The sequence below is a fragment of the Streptomyces sp. NPDC001231 genome (genome assembly GCF_042896885.1).
Lineage (GTDB): Bacteria > Actinomycetota > Actinomycetes > Streptomycetales > Streptomycetaceae > Streptomyces.
The window spans coordinates 328,478-352,190 of record NZ_JBIAXS010000002.1; the positions used below are offsets into that span (position 1 = coordinate 328,478).

The 23,713-nt window shown below is 70.3% G+C and carries 13 protein-coding genes; 7 read left to right on the forward strand and 6 right to left on the reverse strand.

Annotation, left to right across the window (positions count from 1 at the left end):
• Positions 1 to 12: 12 nt before the first annotated feature.
• Positions 13 to 1,560 carry a S8 family serine peptidase gene (locus tag ACFY3J_RS04260; protein ID WP_390840180.1) on the reverse strand — a complete coding sequence of 516 codons (1,548 nt, stop codon included), beginning with the start codon at positions 1,558 to 1,560 and terminating at the stop codon, positions 13 to 15.
• Between the two features lie 260 nt (positions 1,561 to 1,820).
• Between ACFY3J_RS04260 and ACFY3J_RS04265 the strand changes: the two genes are divergently transcribed.
• The 3 genes from ACFY3J_RS04265 (at position 1,821) to moaA (ending at position 4,968) form a co-directional block, all read left to right on the forward strand.
• Complete coding sequence (locus ACFY3J_RS04265; protein WP_384182721.1) at positions 1,821 to 2,177, forward strand: DUF485 domain-containing protein; 357 nt, start codon at positions 1,821 to 1,823, stop codon at positions 2,175 to 2,177.
• Positions 2,174 to 3,805, forward strand: a complete 1,632-nt coding sequence (locus tag ACFY3J_RS04270; protein WP_384182718.1) for a cation acetate symporter — start codon at positions 2,174 to 2,176, stop codon at positions 3,803 to 3,805. The genes ACFY3J_RS04265 and ACFY3J_RS04270 overlap by 4 nt, the downstream gene beginning before the upstream one ends.
• A 173-nt stretch (positions 3,806 to 3,978) precedes the next feature.
• On the forward strand, positions 3,979 to 4,968 hold the full coding sequence (gene moaA / locus ACFY3J_RS04275; protein WP_384182716.1) for a GTP 3',8-cyclase MoaA: 990 nt from the start codon (positions 3,979 to 3,981) through the stop codon (positions 4,966 to 4,968).
• Here the strand turns inward: moaA and ACFY3J_RS04280 are convergent.
• Entirely contained in the window at positions 4,965 to 5,183 is a 219-nt protein-coding gene (locus tag ACFY3J_RS04280) for a hypothetical protein (RefSeq protein ID WP_225074049.1), read from the reverse strand. The genes moaA and ACFY3J_RS04280 overlap by 4 nt on opposite strands.
• A gap of 210 nt (positions 5,184 to 5,393) precedes the next feature.
• Positions 5,394 to 5,780 (reverse strand): DUF3099 domain-containing protein, encoded by a 387-nt coding sequence (locus ACFY3J_RS04285; protein WP_390840181.1) that lies wholly within the window; start codon positions 5,778 to 5,780, stop codon positions 5,394 to 5,396.
• A gap of 268 nt (positions 5,781 to 6,048) precedes the next feature.
• On the opposite strand from ACFY3J_RS04285, the gene ACFY3J_RS04290 reads away from it, so the two are divergent.
• The gene (locus ACFY3J_RS04290) at positions 6,049 to 6,339 is read left to right on the forward strand and encodes a GlsB/YeaQ/YmgE family stress response membrane protein (protein WP_384182711.1); all 291 of its coding nucleotides are present in this window, start codon (positions 6,049 to 6,051) and stop codon (positions 6,337 to 6,339) included.
• A gap of 128 nt (positions 6,340 to 6,467) precedes the next feature.
• On the opposite strand, the gene tyrS is transcribed toward ACFY3J_RS04290, so the two are convergent.
• The 3 genes from tyrS to ACFY3J_RS04305 all read right to left on the reverse strand — a co-directional run bounded on the left by tyrS (position 6,468) and on the right by ACFY3J_RS04305 (position 10,728).
• Positions 6,468 to 7,736 (reverse strand): tyrosine--tRNA ligase, encoded by a 1,269-nt coding sequence (gene tyrS / locus ACFY3J_RS04295; protein ID WP_384182708.1) that lies wholly within the window; start codon positions 7,734 to 7,736, stop codon positions 6,468 to 6,470.
• Between the two features lie 77 nt (positions 7,737 to 7,813).
• On the reverse strand, positions 7,814 to 9,208 hold the full coding sequence (locus ACFY3J_RS04300) for a metallopeptidase TldD-related protein (protein WP_384182706.1): 1,395 nt from the start codon (positions 9,206 to 9,208) through the stop codon (positions 7,814 to 7,816).
• On the reverse strand, positions 9,205 to 10,728 hold the full coding sequence (locus ACFY3J_RS04305) for a TldD/PmbA family protein (protein ID WP_384182703.1): 1,524 nt from the start codon (positions 10,726 to 10,728) through the stop codon (positions 9,205 to 9,207). The genes ACFY3J_RS04300 and ACFY3J_RS04305 overlap by 4 nt, the downstream gene beginning before the upstream one ends.
• Before the next feature lie 235 nt (positions 10,729 to 10,963).
• Here ACFY3J_RS04305 and ACFY3J_RS04310 point away from each other — a divergent pair, with 235 nt between their 5' ends.
• The 3 genes from ACFY3J_RS04310 to ACFY3J_RS04320 are packed head-to-tail and all read left to right on the forward strand — an operon-like array spanning position 10,964 to position 23,639.
• Positions 10,964 to 16,210: a DEAD/DEAH box helicase gene (locus tag ACFY3J_RS04310; RefSeq protein ID WP_390840182.1), complete on the forward strand. Its 5,247-nt coding sequence runs from the start codon at positions 10,964 to 10,966 to the stop codon at positions 16,208 to 16,210.
• A complete protein-coding gene (locus tag ACFY3J_RS04315; RefSeq protein WP_390840183.1) occupies positions 16,207 to 19,221 on the forward strand; it encodes a helicase-related protein in 3,015 nt (1,004 codons plus the stop codon). The genes ACFY3J_RS04310 and ACFY3J_RS04315 overlap by 4 nt, the downstream gene beginning before the upstream one ends.
• Positions 19,218 to 23,639: an Eco57I restriction-modification methylase domain-containing protein gene (locus ACFY3J_RS04320; protein ID WP_384182696.1), complete on the forward strand. Its 4,422-nt coding sequence runs from the start codon at positions 19,218 to 19,220 to the stop codon at positions 23,637 to 23,639. Before ACFY3J_RS04315 ends, ACFY3J_RS04320 begins: the two co-directional genes overlap by 4 nt.
• Positions 23,640 to 23,713 lie beyond the last annotated feature (74 nt).

Here is a 23,713-nt window from a genome sequence, read left to right on the forward strand (position 1 = left end):
GGGCCGCGCCGGTCACTTGACCGCGCGGAGCGCGTTGACGACGCCGGAGCCGTAGAACCCGTTGCGGTTCTTGTTGCCCTTGCAGAACGAGTCGACGACGCCGTTGCCGTCGGGGTCGTAGGGCTCGACCGGGCACCCCGGGTTGTCCGCCTGGGCCTTGAGAAGGGCCAGCAACTGGGCGGGCTTGGCGTTCGGATGGGTCGACTTCAGCAGCGCGGCGACACCGGCGACGTGCGGGGCGGCCATCGACGTGCCCTGGAGGAACCCGTACTGGCCCTCCGGCATGGTCGACAGGATGCGGCCGTTCTGCGACGGGGTGTCCGGGATCTGGTACTTGTCTCCGCCCGGTCCCGCGACGTCGATGACGCCGTCGCCGTAGTTGGAGTAGTACGACTTGAGGGTCTGCACGCCGGTGGAGCTGACCGTCACCACACCCGGCAGCTGTGCCGGCACGTCCAGGCACTTCTTCGGGTCGATCGTGCGGTCGACCGCGGTCGTGTCGTTCGGGCTGGACGTGTCGAGGATCGACTTGGCGGCCAGATCGTGGTTGGAGTTGCCCGCGGAGGCCACGCTCAGGGTGCCCTTGCGCTGCGCGTACAGCTGGGCCCGGCCGACTGCGTCGAGGACGGCCTTCTGGTCGGCGTCGTCCTTGCAGTTGTACAGCCACGGGTCCACGTAGTAGCTGTTGTTGGTGACCTGCACACCGTGGTCGGCGGCGAACACGAAGGCGCAGACCACGCTCTCCGGGTAGAACAGCTCGGTGTCCGGCTCGGCCACCCGGATGCCGGAGACCTTCACGCCCGGCGCGACGCCCGCGACGCCCGTCCCGTTGCGGGCGGCGGCTATCTCACCCGCGACGTGCGTGCCGTGGTAGTGGTCGGGGCTGGCGGGCCGCCAGGCGCCCGGCGAGGTGTCCGGCTTGCCGCCGACACAACTGGCCGACTGCTTGGCGGAGAAGTTCGGCGCGAGGTTCGGGTGGGTGTCGTCGACGCCGGTGTCGATCACGGCGACGGTGACCTTCGGGCTGCCCGGGTTGATCGCGGCGGCCTTGTCGGCGCCGATGGCCCGCAGGTCCCACTGCTCGGCCTCGAGGGGCTCCTGGGCGACCGAACCCTTCGGGGTCTTCGACGCCTTGGCCGTCTTCTTCAGCTGTGCGACCTCGGCCTCGGAGAGGTACTGCACCGCGCCCTCGTCCGTCGTCCCGGACGCGCGTAGAGGCGCGGTGCGGGTGGCACCCGCGGAGTCGACTCCATGGGCCTTGCGGACGGTCCTGCCGAAGTCCGGGTTCGCGGAGCGGGCCACGATGACGCCGATCTGGTCGTACGTCATCACGATGGTGCCGCCGGCCGCGGTGATCGACCGTTGTACCTGGGCGATCGTGTGACGGTCCGTCTTGGTGTTGACGACGTAAGCCATAGTCGGCGCGTCCTTCGCCTGCGCCGCCGAGGCCGCCCGGGGCGCCGCCGACGCCGCCGAGGGCAGGAAGCCGAGTGACGCGGTCAGCGACAGCGCGACCGGTACGGCCAGGGCGAGGCGGCGTCTGGAACGCAGATGAGCCATGGGGTCTCCACATCATCCGGGTGCAGACCTGCCCGGGCCACAGATGGCAGCGCAGGCAGGTACATGACGGGTGGTGCAGGGTGAAGCTATCTCGCCGCCTCCCCCACCAGCAATGACTTAGCAATGACTTGTTCAGACCGGTTGCGAAACAACCAACGGGACTTGAACCGGTCACCGCGTGGCGCCGTGGACCTTGGGCGGGGAACCCGAGCACGATCGGGCCCCTGTCCCAACCGCATCCGACACGCGAGGAGACCGAAGTGGCCACCGAGACACCGCCACCCTCGAAGACCCAGGCCCCACTCCCGACCACCGAGGAGTTCGTCGCGGTGCGGGACAGCGCGGAGTTCGTCGAACTGCGCCGTTCCTACCGATCCTTCGCCTTCCCGCTGACCGTCGCCTTCATCGCCTGGTACCTGCTGTACGTGCTGCTCTCCAACTACGCGGGCGGCTTCATGGGCACCAAGCTGTTCGGCAACATCAACGTCGCCCTCGTCCTGGGCCTCGCCCAGTTCCTCACCACGTTCCTCATCGCCTGGTGGTACGCGCGGCACGCCGCCGCCGAACTCGACCCCAAGGCCGAGGCCATCAAGTCCCGGATGGAGGGCGCCGAATGAGCCCCGCGATCGCACCCACGCTGACCCTCGCGGCCGGTGAGGCGAGCCGGCACCGGCCGCTGATCATCACCCTGTTCGCGGTGTTCGTCGTCGCGACCCTCGTCATCACCGTGTGGGCCGGCCGGCAGACCAAGGACGCCGCCGACTTCTACGCCGGCGGACGGCAGTTCACCGGCTTCCAGAACGGCCTCGCGGTCTCCGGCGACTACATGTCCGCCGCGTCCTTCCTCGGCATCGCCGGCGCCATCGCGCTGTTCGGCTACGACGGCTTCCTGTACTCCATCGGCTTCCTCGTCGCCTGGCTGGTCGCCCTGCTCCTGGTCGCCGAACCACTGCGCAACTCCGGCCGGTACACCATGGGCGACGTACTGGCCTACCGGATGCGCCAGCGCCCGGTCCGCACCGCGGCCGGCACCTCCACCATCGTGGTGTCGATCTTCTACCTGCTGGCCCAGATGGCAGGCGCCGGCGTCCTGGTCTCCCTGCTGCTCGGCATCACCAGCGACGGAGGCAAGATCGCCATCGTCGCGCTGGTCGGCGTGCTGATGATCGTCTACGTCACCATCGGCGGCATGAAGGGCACCACCTGGGTGCAGATGGTCAAGGCCGTGCTGCTCATCGCCGGCGCCGTGCTGCTCACCTTCCTGGTCATGCTGAAGTTCAACTTCAACATCTCCGACCTGCTCGGCAAGGCCGCCGCCAACAGCGGCAAGGGCAGCGCCTTCCTGGAGCCCGGACTGAAGTACGGCGCCACGGGCACCACCAAGCTGGACTTCCTCTCGCTCGGCATCGCCCTGGTCCTCGGCACCGCCGGTCTGCCGCACATCCTGATCCGCTTCTACACCGTCCCCACGGCCAAGGCCGCCCGCAAGTCCGTGATCTGGGCGATCGGCCTGATCGGCGCCTTCTACCTGATGACCCTCGCGCTCGGCTTCGGCGCCGCCGCGCTCATCAAGTCCGACGAGATCATCGCCTCCAACAAGGCGGGCAACACCGCGGCGCCACTACTCGCCCTGCACCTGGGCGGAGTCGACTCCAACTGGGGCGCCATCCTGCTGGCCTCCATCTCCGCCGTCGCCTTCGCCACGATCCTCGCCGTCGTCGCCGGCCTGACCCTGGCCTCCTCCTCCTCCTTCGCCCACGACATCTACGCCAACGTCATCAAGAAGGGCACCGCCACCGAGAAGCAGGAGGTGAACGCGGCCCGCTGGGCGACCGTCGGCATCGGCGCGGTCTCGATCGTCCTGGGCGCCCTCGCCCGCGACCTGAACGTCGCCGGCCTGGTCGCGCTCGCCTTCGCCGTCGCCGCCTCCGCCAACCTGCCCACGATCCTCTACAGCCTGTTCTGGAAGCGGTTCACCACCTCCGGCGCCCTGTGGTCGATCTACGGCGGCCTGGTCACCGCGGTCGGCCTGGTGCTGTTCTCGCCGGTGGTCTCGGGCAAGCCGACCTCGATGTTCCCCGACGTCGACTTCCACTGGTTCCCGCTGGAGAACCCCGGCCTCATCTCGATCCCGGTCGGCTTCCTGCTCGGCGTCGTGGGCACCCTCCTGTCCAAGGAGACCCCGGACGACGCCAAGTACGCCGAACTGGAGGTGCGCTCCATGACGGGCACCGGAGCGCACTGAACGCCCACCCGTCCAAGGCGGCCGCGTCGCGGGGATCGTAGATCCCTACGACGCGGCCGCGCCGTATCTCGTGACTTCCGGCGCTGTCGTTGTCAGTGGTGTCACGTAGGCTCGCAGATGACGACAACTTCGAGTGGTGCGCCACATGGATCCGGGACGAGGGAGGGGGCCACATGCTCATCGACACCTACGGCCGGGTGGCCACCGACCTGAGAGTCTCGCTGACCGACCGGTGCAACCTGCGCTGTACGTACTGCATGCCCGAGGAAGGGCTGCAGTGGCTGGCCAAGCCGACCCTGCTCACCGACGACGAGATCGCCCGCCTGATCGACATCGCCGTCACCTCCCTCGGCATCAGGGAGGTCCGCTTCACCGGCGGCGAGCCCATGCTGCGCCCCGGCCTGGTCGGCATCGTCGAGCGGGTCGCGGCGCTGGACCCCCGCCCGCAGACGTCCCTCACCACCAACGGCATCGGACTGAAGCGCACCGCGACCGCCCTGAGGGCCGCCGGTCTGGACCGGGTCAACGTCTCCCTGGACACCCTGCGCCCGGACGTCTTCAAGGCGCTCACTCGCCGGGACCGGCACAAGGACGTCATCGAGGGCCTCGAAGCCGCCCGCGAGGCCGGCCTGACCCCGGTCAAGGTCAACACCGTCCTGATGCGCGACCTGAACGCGGACGAGGCCCCGGACCTGCTGGCCTGGGCGGTGGAGCACGACTACGAGCTCCGCTTCATCGAGCAGATGCCCCTGGACGCCCAGCACGGCTGGAAGCGCGAGGGCATGGTGACCGCGGCCGAGATCCTGACCTCGCTGGGCACCCGCTTCGAGCTGACCCCCGAGGGCGACGGGGAGCGCGGCTCGGCCCCGGCCGAGCGCTGGATCGTGGACGGCGGCCCGCACCGCGTCGGCGTGATCGCCTCCGTCACCCGCCCGTTCTGTGCGGCCTGCGACCGCACCCGGCTCACGGCCGACGGCCAGATCCGCACCTGCCTGTTCGCCACGGAGGAGACCGACCTGCGCGCCGCCCTGCGCTCGGGCGCCCCCGACGAGGAGATCGCCCGCATATGGCGGGTGGCGATGTGGGGCAAGAAGGCGGGAGCGGGCCTGGACGACCCGTCGTTCGTCCAGCCGGAGCGGCCGATGTCGGCGATCGGCGGTTAGGGCCTGTCCGGCGCTTCCCACTCGCTGAAGGGGACCACGTCCTTCAGAAAGCCCCGCACACCGAGGAACTGCGACAGGTGCTCCCTGTGCTCCTCGCACGCCAGCCACGTCTTGCGGCGCTCCGGTGTGTGGATCTTCGGGTTGTTCCAGGCCAGCACCCACACCGCGGCGGCATGGCAGCTCTTGGCGGAGCAGATCGGGGTTTCGTCAGTCACGGGTTCGTCTCACAGCCACTGCACACAAGGCGACGCCGAGCAGCCACGGGGGGAGCTGCCCGGCGTCGGTCTGTCGCTCCGACGGGGGATGCGGAGCGCGTACGAAGTATGTCACGGGTAACCCGCCGCCCGGCACCGGAACAACATGATTGATCTGAGCGTTTCTTGAGCTTCCGGAAAGCCGCCGTTCGGCCGCGCCGACGGGCCGGGTCAAGCCCTGTCACGCGGCTCGCGCGCCGCGTCGGCCGCGCTGTCGTCCGTGGCGGACCGGGCGAAATCGTCGTCGCTCCGCGGCGGAGTGATCATCGGCTTCGACGGCATGGTGACGAACGTCGACGGCAGTTTGGGCGGGCCCTCCCGCCCCGCGTTAGCGATCACCACGGCGACATAGGGCAGCGCCGCCCCGAGCACCAGCGCCACGATCGCCACATACCGCTCGACGTTCCACAGCGCCACCGCGAGGATCACCGACGCCGTACGGATCGACATCGAGATGACGTACCGGCGCTGCCGGCCGCGCACATCCTCCTGAAGGCCCGTCCGGGCTCCCGTGATCCGGAACACCTGGGCGTTGCCCTCGCCGTGCTGTTTCCGCATCACCTGTCCACCATTCGTCCGTATCGGACAACTCCCCGGCCCGCGTCCGGTCCTGGACCGGACGGGACAACGACCCGCACGAACTACACGTTACGCCGCGTTCCCACCGCCTACGAGACCGGGGCCGCCGTTCTGCCTGCACGAACGGCGTCGGCTCCGTCCCGGGGCCCGCCCGCGGCCTTCGGGCGGCCGCACCCGACGTGCGACGCACGGAAGCCGCCCCGACACTGGGCGTAATGCTCATGTAGAGCCGGACGAGGAGGCAGCCATGGGCTGGTTGTGGGCGATCATCGTGGGTTTCGTGCTGGGGCTGATCGCGAAGGCGGTCATCCCGGGCAAGCAGCACAGTCCCATCTGGCTGACCACGATCTTCGGCATGCTCGGCGCGATCGTCGGCAACGCGGTGGCCCGCGCGGCCGGTGTCGCCTCGACCCGCGGCATCGACTGGAGCAGGCACTTCTTCCAGCTCGTGGCCGCGATCATCATCGTCTTCGTCGGCGACATGGCGTACATGGCGCTGTGGGGCAACAAGAAGCGGCAGGACGCCCAGCGGGCATAGCGCGGGCGCACAGGCCGAGGGGCGGTGGAAGGACAGCCGAGAGGAGCAGTGGAAGGACAACCGAAGGGGGCGGCCCACCGGAATCCCGGGTGGGCCGCCCCCCTGCGCGCCTGGCCGTACGTCCGGGCTCAGCCGCTCGTGACCTCGACCGCCGCCAGGTTCTTCTTGCCCCGGCGCAGCACCAGCCAGCGGCCGTGCAGCAGGTCCTCCGCGGCGGGGACCGCGTCCTCGGCGGTGACCTTGACGTTGTTCACGTAGGCGCCGCCCTCCTTCACCGTGCGGCGCGCGGCCGACTTGCTGGGCACCAGGCCGACCTCGGCGAACAGGTCGACCACCGGGCCCAGCTCGGTGACCTGGGCGTGCGGGACCTCCGACAGCGCCGCGGTCAGGGTCCGCTCGTCCAGCCCGGTCAGCTCGCCCTGGCCGAACAGAGCCTTGGACGCGGCGATCACGGCGTCCGTCTGCTCGGCGCCGTGCACCAGCGTCGTCAGCTCCTCGGCCAGCGCGCGCTGCGCGGCCCGGGCCTGCGGACGCTCCTCGGTCTGCCGCTCCAGCTCCTCCAGTTCCTCGCGGGACTTGAAGGACAGGATGCGCATGTAGCGGGAGATGTCCCGGTCGTCGACGTTCAGCCAGAACTGGTAGAACGCGTACGGCGTCGTCATCTCCGCGTCGAGCCAGACCGCGCCGCCCTCGGTCTTGCCGAACTTGGTGCCGTCCGCCTTCGTCATCAACGGCGTCGCGAGCGCGTGCACCGCTGCGTCCGGCTCCAGCCGGTGGATCAGGTCGAGGCCCGCCGTGAGGTTGCCCCACTGGTCGCTGCCGCCCTGCTGGAGCGCGCAGCCGTACCTCCGGTAGAGCTGGAGGAAGTCCATGCCCTGGAGGATCTGGTAGCTGAACTCGGTGTAGCTGATGCCCTGGTCGGACTCCAGACGGCGGGCGACGGAGTCCTTCGTCAGCATCTTGTTGACCCGGAAGTGCTTGCCGATGTCCCGCAGGAACTCGATCGCGGACAGGCCCTGCGTCCAGTCGAGGTTGTTCACCATCACGGCGGCGTTCTCGCCCTCGAAGGACAGGAACGGCTCGATCTGGCCGCGCAGCCGGTCCACCCAGCCGGCCACCGTCTCCGGGTCGTTCAGCGTGCGCTCGGCGGTCGGACGCGGGTCGCCGATCAGGCCCGTGGCCCCGCCGACCAGCGCCAGCGGCCGGTGCCCGGCCTGCTGGAGCCGGCGCACGGTGAGCACCTGCACCAGGTGTCCCACGTGCAGTGACGGCGCCGTCGGGTCGAAGCCGCAATAGAACGTGACGGGACCGTCCGCGAGCGCCTTGCGCAAAGCGTCCTCGTCGGTGGACAGGGCGAACAGCCCACGCCACTTCAGCTCGTCGACGATGTCCGTCACGGTTCTCGTGTCTCCTAGATGAAACTCGGTTCGAGCTCGGTGCTCTTCGGGCAGTCGGGTGACAGCCGACTACGAGGTTATACGCCCTGGCTGACAGAGCTCATGTTGAATTCCGGGACGCGCAGCGCCGGCATCGCGGCCCGGGTGAAGTAGTCGCTCCACTCCCTGGGCAGCGTCTTCTCTGTCCGCCCGGCCTCGGTGGCCCTTCCCAGCACGTCCACCGGCGACTCGTTGAACCGGAAGTTGTTGACCCCGCCGGTCACCTCGCCGTTCTCCACGAGGTACACGCCGTCCCGGGTCAGGCCCGTGAGCAGCAGCGTCGCGGGGTCCACCTCGCGGATGTACCACAGACAGGTGAGCAGCAGCCCGCGCTCGGTGCCCGCGACCATCTCCTCCAGGGAGCGATCGCCGCCCCCGTCGAGGATCAGGTTCCCGGCCGACGGGGCGAGCGGCAGGCCGGTCAGGCCCGCGCTGTGCCGGGTGGTCAGCAGGTGCCGCAGCTCGCCGCCGCCGATCCACTCGGTGGCGTGCACGGGCAGTCCGTTGTCGAACACCGACCTGTCCTCCCCGGAGGAGTGCGCGACCACGAACGGCGCGCACTCCAGGCCGGGCTCGTCCGGATCGCTGCGCAGCGTCAGCGGAAGCTCGGTCAGCTTCTCGCCGACGCGGGTGCCGCCGCCCGGCTTGGAGAACACCGTGCGCCCCTCGGCGGCGTCCCGGCCCGAGGACGACCAGATCTGGTAGATCAGCAGATCGGCGACCGCCGTCGGCGGCAGCAGCGTCTCGTACCGCCCCGCGGGCAGCTCGATCCGGCGCTCCGCCCAGCCGAGCCGTACGGCCAGCTCCGCGTCCAGCGCCGCCGGGTCGACGTCCTTGAAGTCCCGCGTGGACCGCCCCGTCCACGCCGAGCGGGTGCGGTCCGGGGACTTGGCGTTCAGCTCCAGCGTCCCGGCCGGCTGGTCGTGGCGCAGCCGGAGGCCCGTCGACGTGCCCAGGTACGTCGACACCATCTCGTGGTTGGCGAAGCCGTACAGTTCGCGGCCACCGGCACGCGCGCGTGCGAACGACTCGCCGAGCGCCGGCGCGAAGTCCGCGAACACCGCGGAGGAGGTCTCGGCGGGCGCGTCGGTGAAGTCCGGCGACTGCGGTACGTCCGTGACCAGCGGCTGGGCGTCCTCGGCGGGCCCCGCCCCGCGCGCGGCGGCCTCCGCGGCCCGCACCAGCGGCTCCAGCTCGTCCTCGGTCACGGCGGCACGCGACACCACGCCCGACGCGGTGCCCTCCCGGCCGTCGACGGTCGCGATCACGGTGAGGGTGCGCCCGCGTGTGACACCGTTCGTGGTCAGCGCGTTGCCCGCCCAGCGCAGATTGGCGGTGGACTGCTCGTCGGCGATCACGACGCACCCGTCGGCCCGGGACAGTGCGAGGGCGCGCTCGACGACCTCGTGCGGCTTGCTGGTACGCGGGCTCATCGACCGGCCTCCTGCGTGGTGTTCAGAATGTTGACGCCCTTGAAGAGGGCTGACGGGCAGCCGTGCGAGACCGCCGCGATCTGGCCCGGCTGGGCCTTGCCGCAGTTGAAGGCGCCGCCCAGGACATACGTCTGCGGTCCGCCCACGGCCGCCATGGAGCCCCAGAACTGCGGTGTGATCCCCTGGTAGGCGAAGTCGCGGACCTGCCCGTCGAGGCGGCCGTCGCGGATCCGGTACGCCCGCTGACCCGTGAACTGGAAGTTGTAGCGCTGCATGTCGATCGACCAGGACCGGTCCCCGACGACGTAGATCCCGCGGTCGACGCTCCCGATGAGATCCTCGGTCGACAGCCCGGCCGGGTCGGGCTGGAGCGACACGTTCGCCATGCGCTGCACGGGCACATGGCCGGGGGAGTCGGCGAAGGCGCACCCGTTGGACCGCTCGAACCCGGTCAGCTGCGCGATCCTGCGGTCCAGCTGGTAGCCGACCAGCGTGCCGTCCCTGACCAGGTCCCAGGACTGCGCCTCGACGCCCTCGTCGTCGTAGCCGACGGTGGCCAGGCCGTGCTCGGCGGTGCGGTCGCCGGTGACGTTCATCAGCTCGGAGCCGTACTTCAGCTTGCCCAGCTGGTCGAAGGTGGCGAAGGAGGTGCCGGCGTAGGCGGCCTCGTAGCCGAGGGCCCGGTCCAGCTCGGTGGCGTGGCCGATGGACTCGTGGATGGTCAGCCACAGGTTGGAGGGGTCGACGACCAGGTCGTAGACGCCCGCCTCGACGCTCGGCGCGCGCATCTTCTCGGCGAGCAGCCCGGGAATCCGCTCCAGCTCGTCCTCCCAGTCCCAGCCGGTTCCGGTGAGGTACTCCCAGCCGCGCCCGACGGGCGGGGCGAGGGTGCGCATCGAGTCGAACTCGCCGCTGGAGTCGTCCACCGACACGGCGGTCAGCTGTGGATGCAGCCGCACCCGCTGTTGCGTGGTCACGGTCCCGGCGGTGTCGGCGTAGAACTTGTTCTCGTGCACGGTCAGCAGCGAGGCGTCGACGTGATCGACACCGTCGGCGGCGAGCAGCCGCGCGCTCCACTCGGCGAGCAGCCCCGCCTTCTCCTCATCGGGCACGGTGAAGGGATCGATCCCGTACGAGGACACCCAGGTCCTCTCCCCGTGCACCGGCTCGTCCGCCAGCTTCACGTACTCGTCGGACCCCGCGGCCTTGATGACCTGCGCCGACAGCTTGGCCATCGCGACCGCCCGTGAGGCGACCTTGGCGGCCGCGTCCGGCGTCAGATCCACCCCGGAGGCGAACCCCCAGGTCCCGCCGTGCACGACGCGCACCGCGTATCCCAGGTCGGTGGTGTCCGACGACCCGGCGAGCCGGGCGTCCCTGAGCCGCCAGGACGCACCGCGCACCCGCTCGAACCGGAAGTCCGCGTGCTCGGCCCCCAGTGAGCGCGCGCGTGCCAGGGCGGCGTCGGCGAGGGGGCGTAGGGGCAGGGCGAGGAACGACTGATCGACTTCATGGGGCACGGGTGGACATCCCTTCGGGGCTTGCCTGTGGTGACCATCGGAGGCAGTGAACCACGTCTCGCTATTCGGGCTCCCCTGAAAAAGCTGGAGCGTGAGAACGGGAAACCACCGGCGAAAGGAGGGTGGCGGGGCAGTAGGGTGGATCAGTTGCGTGGTCCGTCTTCCGGAGGGGGTCTGCTCCTGGATGTGACATGCGACCAAGCGGACGCAAGTGATCAAGGGGGCCGACCTACCCATGGACGTTTTCGGTGTCCATCACGACCTCATCGCCGAGTACGAGGCGTTCACCAGCTCCCTCGTCGCCGTACGGGATCCGGACATCGAGAGTCACCTCGCCGGCGAGCGGGAGCGCAAAACCCGCTGGCCCGACCCCAAGCTCGCGCTTAATCCCACCTTCCGCAGCGGCGGAACGGTCGCCTCGCTGTGCGACGACGGTCTGCTGCACCCGATGTGCCGGGAGTACTTCCGCCACAAGAAGCATCCGAACGACCCCGGCAGCCGCACCCTCTCCCTCCACCAGCACCAGCGAGAGGCCATCACCGTGGCCGATCGCGGAGACTCCTACGTGCTGACCACGGGCACCGGCTCGGGCAAGAGCCTGACCTACATCGTGCCGATCGTCGACAAGGTGCTGCGGCATCCGAATCCTCACGGGATCTCGGCGATCGTCGTCTATCCCATGAACGCGCTGGCCAACAGTCAGCTCCACGAGCTGGAGAAGTACCTTACGTGGGGCGTGCCCGAGGACCGCCGCAAGGTGACCTTCGCGCGGTACACCGGCCAGGAGGACTCGGAGCAGAAGCTCCAGGTGCTGCGGAACAAGCCGGACATCCTGCTCACCAACTACGTGATGCTGGAGTACCTCCTCACCCGCCCCGACGAGCGGCGGGAGCTGATCGGCGCCGCTCGCGGTCTGCGCTTCCTCGCCCTCGACGAGCTGCACACCTACCGGGGCCGCCAGGGGGCCGACGTCGCCCTTCTCGTCCGCCGACTGCGGGACGCCTGCGAAGCACCCGGCCTGCAGTGCATCGGAACGTCGGCCACGATGGCGACCGGCGTCACCTTCGCCGAGACCCGGGAGGAGATCGCCAAGGTCGCCACACGCCTCTTCGGTACGGAGATCGACCCGAAGCGCGTCATCGGCGAGACCCTGGAGCGTTCGACCGACCCGGGGTCCGACGCCGTACCCGGAGTACACCCCCGCGAACCCCTCGCCGACGCAGTCCGCCGAGCCGCCGTCACACCCCACGAGCTCCCGTCCGACTACGATGCCCTGAGCCGCGACCCCCTCGCGGTCTGGGTCGAGGACACCGTGGGGCTGGCCGTCGAGGAGCCCAGCGGGCGGCTCGTCCGCCGCCCACCCCTGACGATCCCGCAGGCGTCCGCGCTGCTGGCCGACGCGAGCGGGGAACCCGCCGAGGTGTGCCACCGCGCCATCGAGACCGTGCTGCGCGTCGGCGCGAAGGCCAGGCACCGGGAGCTCGACAGGCCGCTGTTCGCCTTCCGGCTGCACCAGTTCCTGTCCAAGGGCGACACCGTCTACGTCAGCTTCGAGCCGCCCGGCCGCCGCCACCTCACCAGCCAGTACCAGACCCGGGTCCCCGACCACCGCGACAAGCCGCTCGTCCCCCTGCACTTCTGCCGCGACTGCGGCAAGGAGTACCTGGTGGTCACCCGCCCCGCCGAGCACGAGGGTGCGGTGTTCGAGGCCCGGGAGGACCCGGACGCCCCGGCCGCCGACGGCGACGGTTTCCTCTACGTCAGCGACGACCGGCCCTGGCCCGACGCACACGACGAGGACGCCGTGTTCCGGCGCCTCCCGGCGAGCTGGGTCGAGACGGACGACGACGGCCGGTCGACGGTCCTGAAGGCCCGCTCCGGGGATCTTCCCGAGGAGGTGTGGGTCGGCCCGGACGGCCGGGCCACCGAGCCCGGCACGGGCTTGCGCGCCTGGTGGATCGCCGCCCCGTTCCGCTTCTGCCTGCACTGCCGCACCTCGTACGAGCAGTTGCGGCTCAAGGACCTCGCCAAGCTGGGCACCTTCTCCGCAGAAGGCCGCAGCTCCGCCGTCTCCCTGATCAGTTCCCGCGTCGTGCGCTCCCTGCGTGACCAGCCGGACCTGACGAAGAGGGCACGCAAACTGCTCACCTTCGTCGACAACCGGCAGGACGCCAGCCTCCAAGCCGGCCACTTCAACGACTTCGCCCTGGTCAGCCAAGTACGCGGTGCCCTCTACCGGGCCCTGGAAACGGCGGGGGAGCAGGGTCTGACCTACGACCGGCTGCCCCAAGCGGTGTTCGACACCCTCGCCCTCCCGCTGGAGACGTATGCCAAGGCGCCGACCGCCAAGTTCCACCAGCGCGACCTCGCCCACTCGGCCCTGCGCGAGATCCTCGCCTACCGCGTCTACGCCGACCTGGAGCGCGGTTGGCGCGTCACCATGCCGAACCTCTCCCAGACCGGCCTGCTGCGCTTCGACTACACGTCCCTCACCGAGATCGCGAGCGACCCCGAGTGCTGGGAGGGCTGCCATCCCCTTCTCACCGGTGACACACCCGCCCACCGCGAGCAGCTGGCCCGCGACCTCCTCGACGAACTCAGGCGCTCCCTCGCGGTGGAGGTGGGCTGCCTCACCCAGGAGGGCTTCGACCGGCTCGGCAGCATCAGCCAGGCCCACCTCGTGGCCCCCTGGGCCCTCTCCGCGCGAGAGCCGCGCGTCCGTGCCCGCCTGGCCTACGCGGGCCCCGGCCGGACCGGTGCGGCGGCCGACACCGTGCACCTCAGCGGACTCGGCGGATACGGCCGCTACGTGCGCCGCATCGGCCAGTTCGCCGCCGTCCCCGGCCAGGCGGGCAGGCGTATCCCGGTAGCCGACGCCGACGCGGTCATCCGCGACCTGATGCGGGTGCTGCGCGAATGCGGGCTGCTCGCCGTCGTCCAGGAGGAGCGTGACGGCTCCTACGGCCACCAGCTGCGCGCCTCCGCCCTGCGCTGGCTCCCCGGCGACGGCGCGAGACCCGAACCGGACCCGGTGCGCAAGGTGACCGACGCGGAGGCCGATGTCCGCGTCAACCCGTACTTCCGCGACCTCTACCGCGCCGGGGCCGCCGGACTCACCGGTGTAAGGGCGCACGAGCACACCGCGCAGGTGGACGCCACGACCCGCCGTGTCCGAGAGGACGCGTTCCGTGAAGGGGACCTGGAGATCCTCTACTGCTCGCCGACGATGGAGCTGGGCGTGGACATCGCCGAGCTGAACGCGGTCGGCATGCGCAACGTCCCCCCGACTCCGGCCAACTACGCGCAGCGTTCCGGACGCGCCGGCCGCAGTGGCCAGCCCGCCCTCGTCACCACCTACTGCTCGACCGGTTCCCCTCACGACCAGTACTACTTCCGCCGCCCGGGACTCATGGTGTCCGGCAGCGTCACCCCGCCCCGGCTCGACCTGGCCAACGAGGAGCTGATCCGTTCCCACGTCCACTCGGTCTGGCTGGCCGAGACGGGCGTCCACCTGGGCAGCCGCCTCACCGACGTCCTCGACGCGGAGACCGCGGACGAGGAAGGACGGTGGCCGCTGGACCTGCTGCCGCGGGTGCGCGACGACCTGGACAGCGAGACCGCCCGGCTGCGCGCCACCAGCCGGGCCACCGAGGTCCTCGCCCCCCTCCGCGACGAGCTCTCGGGCTCCTCCTGGTGGTACGAGGGCTGGGTCGAACGCACCGTCCGCCAGGCGCTCGGCAGTCTCGACGAGGCGTGCGAGCGCTGGCGCCGCCTCTACCGCACCGCGCGGAGCGAGGTGGAACAGCAGCACCGCCGCGCCAACGACCTCTCCCTCAGCCGCAGGGACCGAGACCTGGCCGCGGGGCGGCGGGCCGAGGCCGAGAACCAGTTGAAGCTGCTGCGCAACGAGGCCGACAGCGGGTCGTACACGGACTTCTACACCTACCGCTACTTCGCCTCCGAAGGCTTCCTGCCCGGCTACTCCTTCCCCCGCCTGCCCCTGGCCGCCTACGTGCCCGGGGAGCGGTCGGCCGGGATGTACGGGCAGCGCAACGGCGCCTACATCCAGCGTCCCCGCTTCATCGCGATCGGCGAGTTCGGCCCCGGCGCGCTGATCTACCACGAGGGCAACCGCTACACCATCGACCGCGTGACGGTCCCCATGGGCGACCGCCCCGGGCAGGTGGCGACCAGCGACATCAGGCTCTGCGAGTCCTGCGGCTACTGGCACGACCGCGTCGACGGCGCCGACCGCTGCGAGAACTGCGCCGTCCCGCTCCACCGCACCCTGCCGAAACTGATGCAGCTCACGCAGGTGCACGCCGAGCCCCGCCGCCGGATCTCCTCCGACGAGGAGGAGCGCCTCAAGCGAGGTTTCGACCTGCGGACCGTGTACCGGTACGCGCCCGGCGGCGCCCACCAGGCACAGGTGCGCGGCGCAGACGGGGCGCCCCTCGCGGAGGTCACCTACGGGGACTCGGCGAGCGTCCGCGTCCTCAACCTCGGCTACCGCAAGCGCGACGCCCAGGACCGCTCGGGACAGGGCTTCTGGCTGGACCCGGTCAGCGGCAGATGGCTCTCGGAGGGCAAGGCGGCTCGCCTTGCCCAGGAGGAGTCCGCGGAGGAGGAGTCGCTGGCGTCCTTCGACCGCGCGCAGCGCACCCTCCAGGTCATCCCCTACGCGCAGGACACCAAGAACATCGCCGTGGTGAGACTGGCCGAGCCGGTCGACGACCTCACCGCCGTCTCCCTGCGCTACGCGCTGGAGCGCGGGATCGAGGCGCACTTCCAGCTGGAGGACTCCGAGCTGGAGAGCGAGGACCTCCCCGACGCCGAACGGCACGGCCGGACCCTCTTCGTCGAGAGCGCCGAGGGCGGAGCGGGCGTGCTGCGCCGCCTGTACGACGACGAGGACGCCCTCGCCCTGGTGGCGAGGGAAGCCCTGCGGATCATCCACTACGACGAGGACGGCAAGGACCTCGACCGGGCCGAAGGCGCGGCCGAGCGCTGTGAACTCGGCTGCTACGACTGCCTGCTGTCGTACTCCAACCAGGGCTTCCACCGGCGCATCGACCGGCACCGCGCCGCGCCGTGGCTGGTGGCACTGGCTCACTCCCGCACGAAGGACGAGTCGCGCCCGGGGCGCCCGCAGCCTTCGACGGCACCCGCTCCGCGCCGGGAACCGGCACCGGACACCCCCGTCGAGGCGTTCGTGTGCCTCCTCGCGGACGGCGGTCACCGGCTGCCCGACGAGACGGCCACCGACGTCGCGGACGTGGTCTTCCACCTCCCCGGCGCCGAGGTCGCCGTGTTCCTGGAGTACGACGGAGCACGCCGGCTCGGCGAGCAGGACGAGTACCGCATGATGGACAACGGCTGGCTGGTGATCAGGGCCGGAGCCGAACCCGACTGGAAGGACACCGTGCGCGCATACCCGGACGTCTTCGGCGTCGGCCGCGACCACAGGGGAGGCGACCGATGAGCGCCACGACCGACCGGGCGCCCGGCACCCTCGTACGCGCCCGTGACCGCGACTGGGTCGTCCTCCCGGGCAGCACCGAGGACCTGGTCCTCGCCCAGCCTCTGGACGGGGACCGCGAGTTCGTGGCGGCCCTCTTCCCCGACGAGGTCCGCAAGCCGGGCTTCGGCCTTCCTCGGGCCCTGCCCGGTGAGGCCGGCGACTTCGCGTCGGCCTCCCTCCTGCGCACCGCCCTGCGCATCGCCTCCACGGCGGGCGCCGGTCCCTTCCGCTCCCTGAACGCGGTCGCCGTCGAACCCCGCCGGTACCAGCTGGTCCCGCTGATGATGGCGCTGCGCATGGACCCCGTGCGTCTCCTGATCGGCGACGACGTCGGCATCGGCAAGACCGTCGAGTCCGCGCTGATCGCGAAGGAACTCATGGAGCAGGGCTCCGCCCGCAACATGACCGTGCTCTGCTCGCCGTCGCTCGCCGAGCAGTGGCAGCGCGAGCTGCGCGACAAGTTCGGCATGGACCCCGAGCTGGTGCTGCCGTCCACGGCGGCGCGGCTGCAGAAGGCGATCGACGACCCCCACCGGTCGATCTTCGACCACTACCCGGTCACGGTCGTCTCCACCGACTTCATCAAGCAGGACGAGCGCCGCGACGCGTTCCGCCGCCACTGCCCGGACGTGCTGATCGTCGACGAGGCGCACACCTGCGTGGGCACCGGCGGCAACGAGCAGCAGAAACGGTACGAACTGCTGTCCGCGCTCGCCGACCGCACCGAGCGCGACCGCCACCTCATCCTCGTCACCGCCACCCCGCACAGCGGCGACCCGCAGGCGTTCTCAAAGCTCACCGGTCTCCTCGACCCGTCCCTGCGCACCCTGGACACCACACGCTCCGCCGACCGCGACAAGCTGGCCCGCCACTTCGTGCAACGCCGCCGCCACGACATCAAGCGGTACGTCGGCCAGGACACGCCCTTCCCCGAGGACCGGGACACCCAGGACGCCCTCTACCGGCTCGACCCCGACTACGCGCGCTTCGTCGCCGACATCCTCGCCCACACCCGCCACCAGGTGCGCGGCCCCGGCGGCGGCCACCACCAGCGCATGTCCTGGTGGACGGCGCTGACTCTGCTGCGCTGCGTCCTGTCCTCGCCCGCCGCGGCCGCCGCGACCCTGCGCGCCCGCTCTCTGATCGCCGCCACCCGCACCCCGGCCGAGGCCGACAAGCTGGGCCGGGCCGCCGCCTTCGAACTCACCGACGACGAGACCGCCGAGGGCATGGACGTGGTGCCCGGCTCCCTCCCCGACGAGGATGCCGCCACCCCCGGGGAGCCTCGCAAGGGACGTACGAGCGAGGCCGAGGCCCTGGCCGACTTCGCCGACCGGGCGGACGCTCTCGCAGGCCCCGCGACGGACGCCAAGCTGCGCATCCTGGTCGACCGGGTCAAGCGGCAGCTGGTCGACGGCTACGACCCGATCGTCTTCTGCCACTACATCCCCACCGCCGAGTACGTGGCCCGGCACCTCAAGGAGGAACTGGGCCGCAGCGCCAGCGTGGAGGCCGTCACCGGCACCCTCCACCCCGACGCCCGGCAGGCCCGCGTCGACGAGCTGACCGCCCGGCGCGGCCGGCACGTCCTGGTCGCCACCGACTGCCTCTCCGAGGGCGTCAACCTCCAGGAGCACTTCGGCGCCGTCATCCACTACGACCTGTCCTGGAACCCCACCCGCCACCTCCAGCGCGCGGGCCGCGTCGACCGGTTCGGCCAGCCCCGCCGCCGCGTCCGCGAGATCACCGTCTACGACACCGACACCGGCATCGACGGACTCGTCCTGAAGGTCCTCATCCAGAAGCACAAGGACATCGCCGACCAGACCGGTGTGGCCGTCCTCGTCCCCGACCAGGGCAGGGGCGTCCTGGAGGCCCTCGCCAGCGCGCTGCTGCTGCGGGGCGAGCAGCCCGAGGGCCAGCTCACCCTCGACTTCGAGGACGACCCCGACTTCGGCCGGGCCCGCGAGGCCCTCCACAAGGAGTGGGAGTCGGCCGCCGAGCGCGAGTCGAAGGTTCTCACCAAGTTCGCCCACTCCGGTCTGCGCCCCGAGGAGGTGGAGGCCGAACTGGACGCACTGCGCCAGGCGTTGGGGGACCCCGGGGACATCGCCACGTTCACCCGCGAGTCCCTGGCCCAGCTGGGCGCCCAGCCGATCGGCGACGCCCGCGACCGGGGCTTCAAGGCCCCCGTGGACCCGCTGCCCACCGGCCTCAAGCACGCCCTCGGCTTCTACGAGGACGCCGACCAGACCGCCGCGCCGGGTGGAGCGGCCAGGGCGAAGGCGAAGGGCCGCGCCAAGACCGCCGCCCGCGACCTCGTCTTCCGTGAGGACTTCCCCGTGGCACGCGGTGAGCACGCCCTGTCCCGCACCGACCCCGCGGTGCGCGCCCTCGCCCGGTACCTCCTCGACGCGGCCGTCGACACCGGTCTGCCCCCGGAGGAGCGCCCGGCCCGCCGCCTCGGCGTGATCCGCACCCGTGCCGTCGACCGCCGCACGGTCCTCCTGCTCGCCCGCTACCGGTTCCGCCTCAAACTGCCCGGCCGCACGGTGAGCGACGAACCGCGCGTCCTGGTCGCCGACGACGCCCAGGTCCTCGCCTGGCGCACCGGTGACGACGGCGGCCGCACCTGGTTGTCCGACGAGGAGACCGCCGCCCTGCTCACCGCCACCCCCGACCTGAACACCCTGCCCGCCCTCCGCGACCAGCAGGCCACCCGCGCCGCCGCGGAACTTCGTGAAGAAGAGATCAAGGAACATCTGAAGGCCCGCGGCCTGCTCCTCGCGGACCGGCTCCGCGAAGCCCACCAGCGGGTCCGCGAGGCCGCCGGCCAACGCGGCCGCGAACGCGGCGCCGCCGCCGTACGCCGCATCGACGTCCAGCCGTCCGGGAAGCCGGACCTGCTCGGCGTGTACGTGTACCTCAGCGCCCCGGCCGCACAGCGGCCCGCCTCCGGAGGAGACCGGTGACCACCCTCGCCCCCGACCGCCTCCCCGCCTCCGCCGCCGTACGCGTCGAGGGCGGCCTGCTCTCCGCGGACCTCCTCGGCAAGATCCGCGCCGGCGACCCCGAACTGCCCGGCATCGCCCCCGCCGACTACGGGCTCGGACGCGGGGTGCGCATCGAGGACGCCGCGAGCCGCAAGTGGAACGCGCTACGCGCCGCGTACACCTCCCTCCAGGAGGAGCTGAAAGAACTCGACGGCAAGGCCGACCCCACCAAGGCGACCCGCGTCTGGCTCCTCACCCTCCTTGAGGAGCTGGGCTACGGCCGCCTCGCCCCCCGGCGCGGCGGCATCCGGCTGCCCGGCCGCGACCCGTACCAGGTCAGCCACCAGTGGATGGACCACCTCCCCGTCCACCTCCTCGGCTGGACCACCCCCCTCGACCGCTGGTCGGCGGGCAGCCCTCGCGTCCCCCAGTCGATGATGCAGGAGCTGCTCAACGCCTCCCCGGACCACCTGTGGGGCATCCTCTCCAACGGCAGGGTGCTGCGCCTGCTGCGCGACTCCACGGCCCTCGTCGGTTCCGCGTACGTCGAGTTCGACCTCGAAGCGATCTTCGGCGGCGGGGACTTCTCCGACTTCCTGCTGATGTACGCGCTGCTGCACGCCTCCCGCCTGGAACTGGTGCCCAAGCCCGAGAAGAAGCGCCGGGGCGCGGCGGCGGCCGTGACGGAGGACGAGGAGGACACCGACGAGGAGGAGGCCGACGGCCTCGCCACCCCCGACGAGCTTCCGCTGACCCCCGCGGACTGCCGCCTGGAGTGGTGGCGCGACTTCGCCGTCGAGACCGGCATCCGCTCCCGCAACCTCCTGCGCGACCAGGTCGCCAAGGCGCTGAACGTCCTCGGTACGGGCTTCCTCCAGAACAACCCGGACCTGGCCGAGGCGATCACGGCCGGAGGCCGCCGCGCCCTCGACGACTTCCACCACGAACTGCTGCGCCTCGCCTACCAGCTGATCTTCCTCTTCGTCGCCGAGGACCGCGACGCACTGCTCGAACACCCCGGCCCGAGGGCCACCAAGGCGGAGATCAAGGCGAACCAGGCGGCACGCGAGCGCTACAACCTGTACTTCTCCACCGCCCGCCTGCGCCGGATCGCCTCCCGCAGGAAGGGTGACCACCACACCGACCTGTGGCAGGGCCTCGTCCGCGTCCTGAACGCACTCGGCACCATCGGCGGGGAGCCCGCGCTGGCGCTGCCCGAACTCGGTGGCCTCTACTACCTCCCCGAGCCCGACGAGATCGACCAGGAGGCCCAGACCACCCGCCTCCCGGGCAGCCCGGAACCGCTGAGGGCCGCGAAGCTCCCCAACGAGCGCCTGCTGGAAGCCGTACGCCTGCTCTCCCGCGTCAAGGACAAGGGCCGCACCACCCGCGTCGACTACCGCCACCTGGGCGCCGAGGAACTGGGCAGCGTCTACGAGTCGCTGCTGGAACTCGTCCCCGCCCGTGAGCCGGAGAACGAGCTGTTCGAGCTCAAGGACCTCGTCGCGGGCAACAAGCGCAAGCTGACGGGCTCCTACTACACCCCGTCGTCCCTGATCGAGAAGCTGCTCGACACGGCCCTCGACCCGGTCATAGAGCGGTACGCCGCCTCCGGCGTCCCGGACCACCTGCTGAAGATCAACTTCGTCGACCCGTCCTGTGGGTCCGGCCACTTCCTCGTCGCGGCGGCCCGGCGCATCGCCCTGCGGTACGCGGTGATGGACCAGGGGGAGAGCCAGCCGGCCCCGGAGCAGGTCCGCGAGGCGATGGCCAAGGTCGTGCGGCACTGCGTCCACGGCGTCGACATCAACCCGCTCGCCGCCGAACTGGCCAAGGTGTCGCTGTGGCTGGAGTCACTGACCCCCGGTGAGCCCCTCGCCTACCTGGACGACCGGATCAAGACGGGGAACGCCCTGCTGGGAGCGACCCCGGCCGTCCTGGAGAAGGGCATCCCGGACGGCGCCTTCGAGAAGCTGGAGGGCGACGAACAGAAGGTCCTCACCGAGCTGCGCCAGCAGAACGACCGGGAGCGCAAGGGCGCGGAGCACCTTCCGTTCGCCGAGCGGATCGTGCGGACGAGCACGGCGACGGTGCGGGTGGAGGCCGAGAAGGTCGCGAAGATCGGCGACCACAGCCTCGCCGAGGTACGTCAACACGCCCGCGCCCACAAGGAGTTCGAGAAGCGGCCCGAACTGCGGCACCTCAAGCGGGTCGCGGACGTGTGGTGCGCGTCCTTCCTGTGGCCCAAGCACAAGGGCGCCCCCGCGCCCATCACGACGAACGTGCTGCGGGCCGTGGAGAAGGACGAGGAGGACGGGCCGCTGGAGGACGAGGGCGCGGAGGCGATGCTGAGGGACATCGTCCGCCGCAACCAGTTCTTCCACTGGCACCTGGAGTTCCCGCGCGTCTTCCGGGTCGAGGAGTCCGAGGCCGACGACGTCAACCCGGAGACGGGCTGGCAGGGCGGCTTCGACGCGGTGCTGGGCAACCCGCCATGGGAGCGGGTCAAGATCCAGAAGAAGGAGTGGTTCGCGGCGCGGGACGAGAAGATCGCCGCGGCGCTCACGGCCAGCATCCGCGACCGCATGATCGAGGCGCTGGCGACCAGCGTGGACGACGAGGGCCGCCCGAACGAGGGCGACCGCCAGTTGTATGTGGAGTACCAGTTCGACCAGAGGGAGTCCAAGGGCCAGGTCACCATGTACCGGAAGTCGGGCCTGTTCCCGAAGACCGGCTTCGGTGATGTGAACACGTACGCCGTCTTCGCGGAGAAGGCCCGGCAGTTGATCGGTCCGGAGGGGATGGCGGGGCTGGTTCTGCCTACGGGGATCGCCACGGACAAGACGACGGCGCCGTTTTTCTCGGATCTGGTGGAGAAGCGGCAGATGGTGGCCGTGCTGGACTTTGAGAACGAGGAGAAGCTGTTTCCGGCGGTCCACCATTCTTATCGGTACTGCCTGTTCACCGTAGCAGGGCGTGATCGTGCGGCGGAGACGAGCGAAGTTCGCCTTGCATTCCGTGCAAGGCGACCAGACCAGGTGGACGCACGTATTTTCAGCCTGGATGCGGACGGGTTTGCGCGGATCAATCCGAACACGGGGACGGCGCCAGTCTGTGAAAGTCCCGAGCATCTACGAGTGTTGGAGGGAGTACAGGAGCGTGTGCCGGTGCTACGACGACACATCAGCGGGGGACCGGCAGACCCGTGGAAGCTCGGGAAAACGCCGTTCATGACCATGTTCCACATGGCCAGCGCTTCAGGTCTCTTCTCCAGTGAGGAGACGCTGCTGGAGTCGGGAGGGACGAGGCGCGGCACGGTCTTCGAGGGTGGCGGAGAGCGTTACCTGCCCTTGTATGAGGGAAAGTTCCTACATCACTACGACAGCCGGTTCAGCACGTTCGAAGGCGCCACCGAAGCCCAGTTGCGCATGAACACGCTTCCCAGACTTGATGTGCAGCGGCACCGTGACCCTTCGGCTCTGCCACTCCCACGCCACTGGGTTGCTGAGAGAGAAGTCGAGGTCCGTCTAGCCGAGGACAGAAGTAGGCTGCGGGAAGCTTGGACTTATGGTTGGCTGATGGGCTGGCGAGATGTTTGCCGAGCAGTTGACGAGCGCACGGTCATCGCTTCTGTGATGCCTCGGACGGCGGTAGGACATAAGTTCCCCATGATCTTGTTGCGTGAAGGGGCGGAGTTCCTTCTAGCCAACCTCAGTGCCTTCATCCTGGACTTCGCTGCCCGTCAGAAGTACGCGGGGGCATCGCTGGCGTACTTCCTGTTTGAGCAGCTGCCGATACTGCCCCCCACTGCCTATGACTTTTCCGCCCCCTGGACTCAAGACGCTCCCCTCGCCGACTGGATCCGCCCCCGAGTCCTCGAACTCACCTATACCTCGTACGAAATGGCCCCCTGGGCGAAGTACCTAGGTGACGACGGTCCACCCTTCGTATGGGACGAGAGGCGCCGTTTCCTGATGCGGGCGGAACTGGACGCCGCGTACTTCCACCTGTACGGAATTGAGCGCGCGGACGTAGACCTGGTGCTGGACAGCTTCCGGGCGTTCAAGAACAAGCAGCCCACCGTCTTTCAGGACACGAAGGATGAGATCGTTCGCGTCTACGAGGCGATGGCCGAGGGGCGGCCCTTCACCCACCCCTCCCTCACCCCGCCCCCCGCTCAAGGCTCGCGCCAACCACCGGGCACCAGCCCGCTGACCCGTGTCATTCCGGCCGGAGGCCCGCCGAAGCACCCGATCGCACCGGCGGCCAAGAGGAAGCGTCGGGGTAAGTCCGTCCCCGACCAGCTGGGTGGAGGTCTGTTCGGCCTGGACGCGGTCGAGGGCAGCGACATACAGCTCGACATGCTCAACCTGTTCGGCGAGGACGAGCAGGGTTAGGACACGCGGGCACAAATCAGCGGGCGGGTACGGAAACAACTCCCGTACCCGCCCGCTGATGTCACGTACGACGC

Bases quoted from the DNA above. Each gene is read 5' to 3' on its own strand.
- ACFY3J_RS04260 (WP_390840180.1), bottom strand. From the start codon at position 1,560: ATGGCTCATCTGCGTTCCAGACGCCGCCTCGCCCTGGCCGTACCGGTC.
- ACFY3J_RS04270 (WP_384182718.1), top strand. From the start codon at position 2,174: ATGAGCCCCGCGATCGCACCCACGCTGACCCTCGCGGCCGGTGAGGCG.
- moaA (WP_384182716.1), top strand. From the start codon at position 3,979: ATGCTCATCGACACCTACGGCCGGGTGGCCACCGACCTGAGAGTCTCG.
- ACFY3J_RS04285 (WP_390840181.1), bottom strand. From the start codon at position 5,780: ATGCGGAAACAGCACGGCGAGGGCAACGCCCAGGTGTTCCGGATCACG.
- ACFY3J_RS04290 (WP_384182711.1), top strand. From the start codon at position 6,049: ATGGGCTGGTTGTGGGCGATCATCGTGGGTTTCGTGCTGGGGCTGATC.
- ACFY3J_RS04300 (WP_384182706.1), bottom strand. From the start codon at position 9,208: ATGAGCCCGCGTACCAGCAAGCCGCACGAGGTCGTCGAGCGCGCCCTC.
- ACFY3J_RS04310 (WP_390840182.1), top strand. From the start codon at position 10,964: ATGGACGTTTTCGGTGTCCATCACGACCTCATCGCCGAGTACGAGGCG.
- ACFY3J_RS04315 (WP_390840183.1), top strand. From the start codon at position 16,207: ATGAGCGCCACGACCGACCGGGCGCCCGGCACCCTCGTACGCGCCCGT.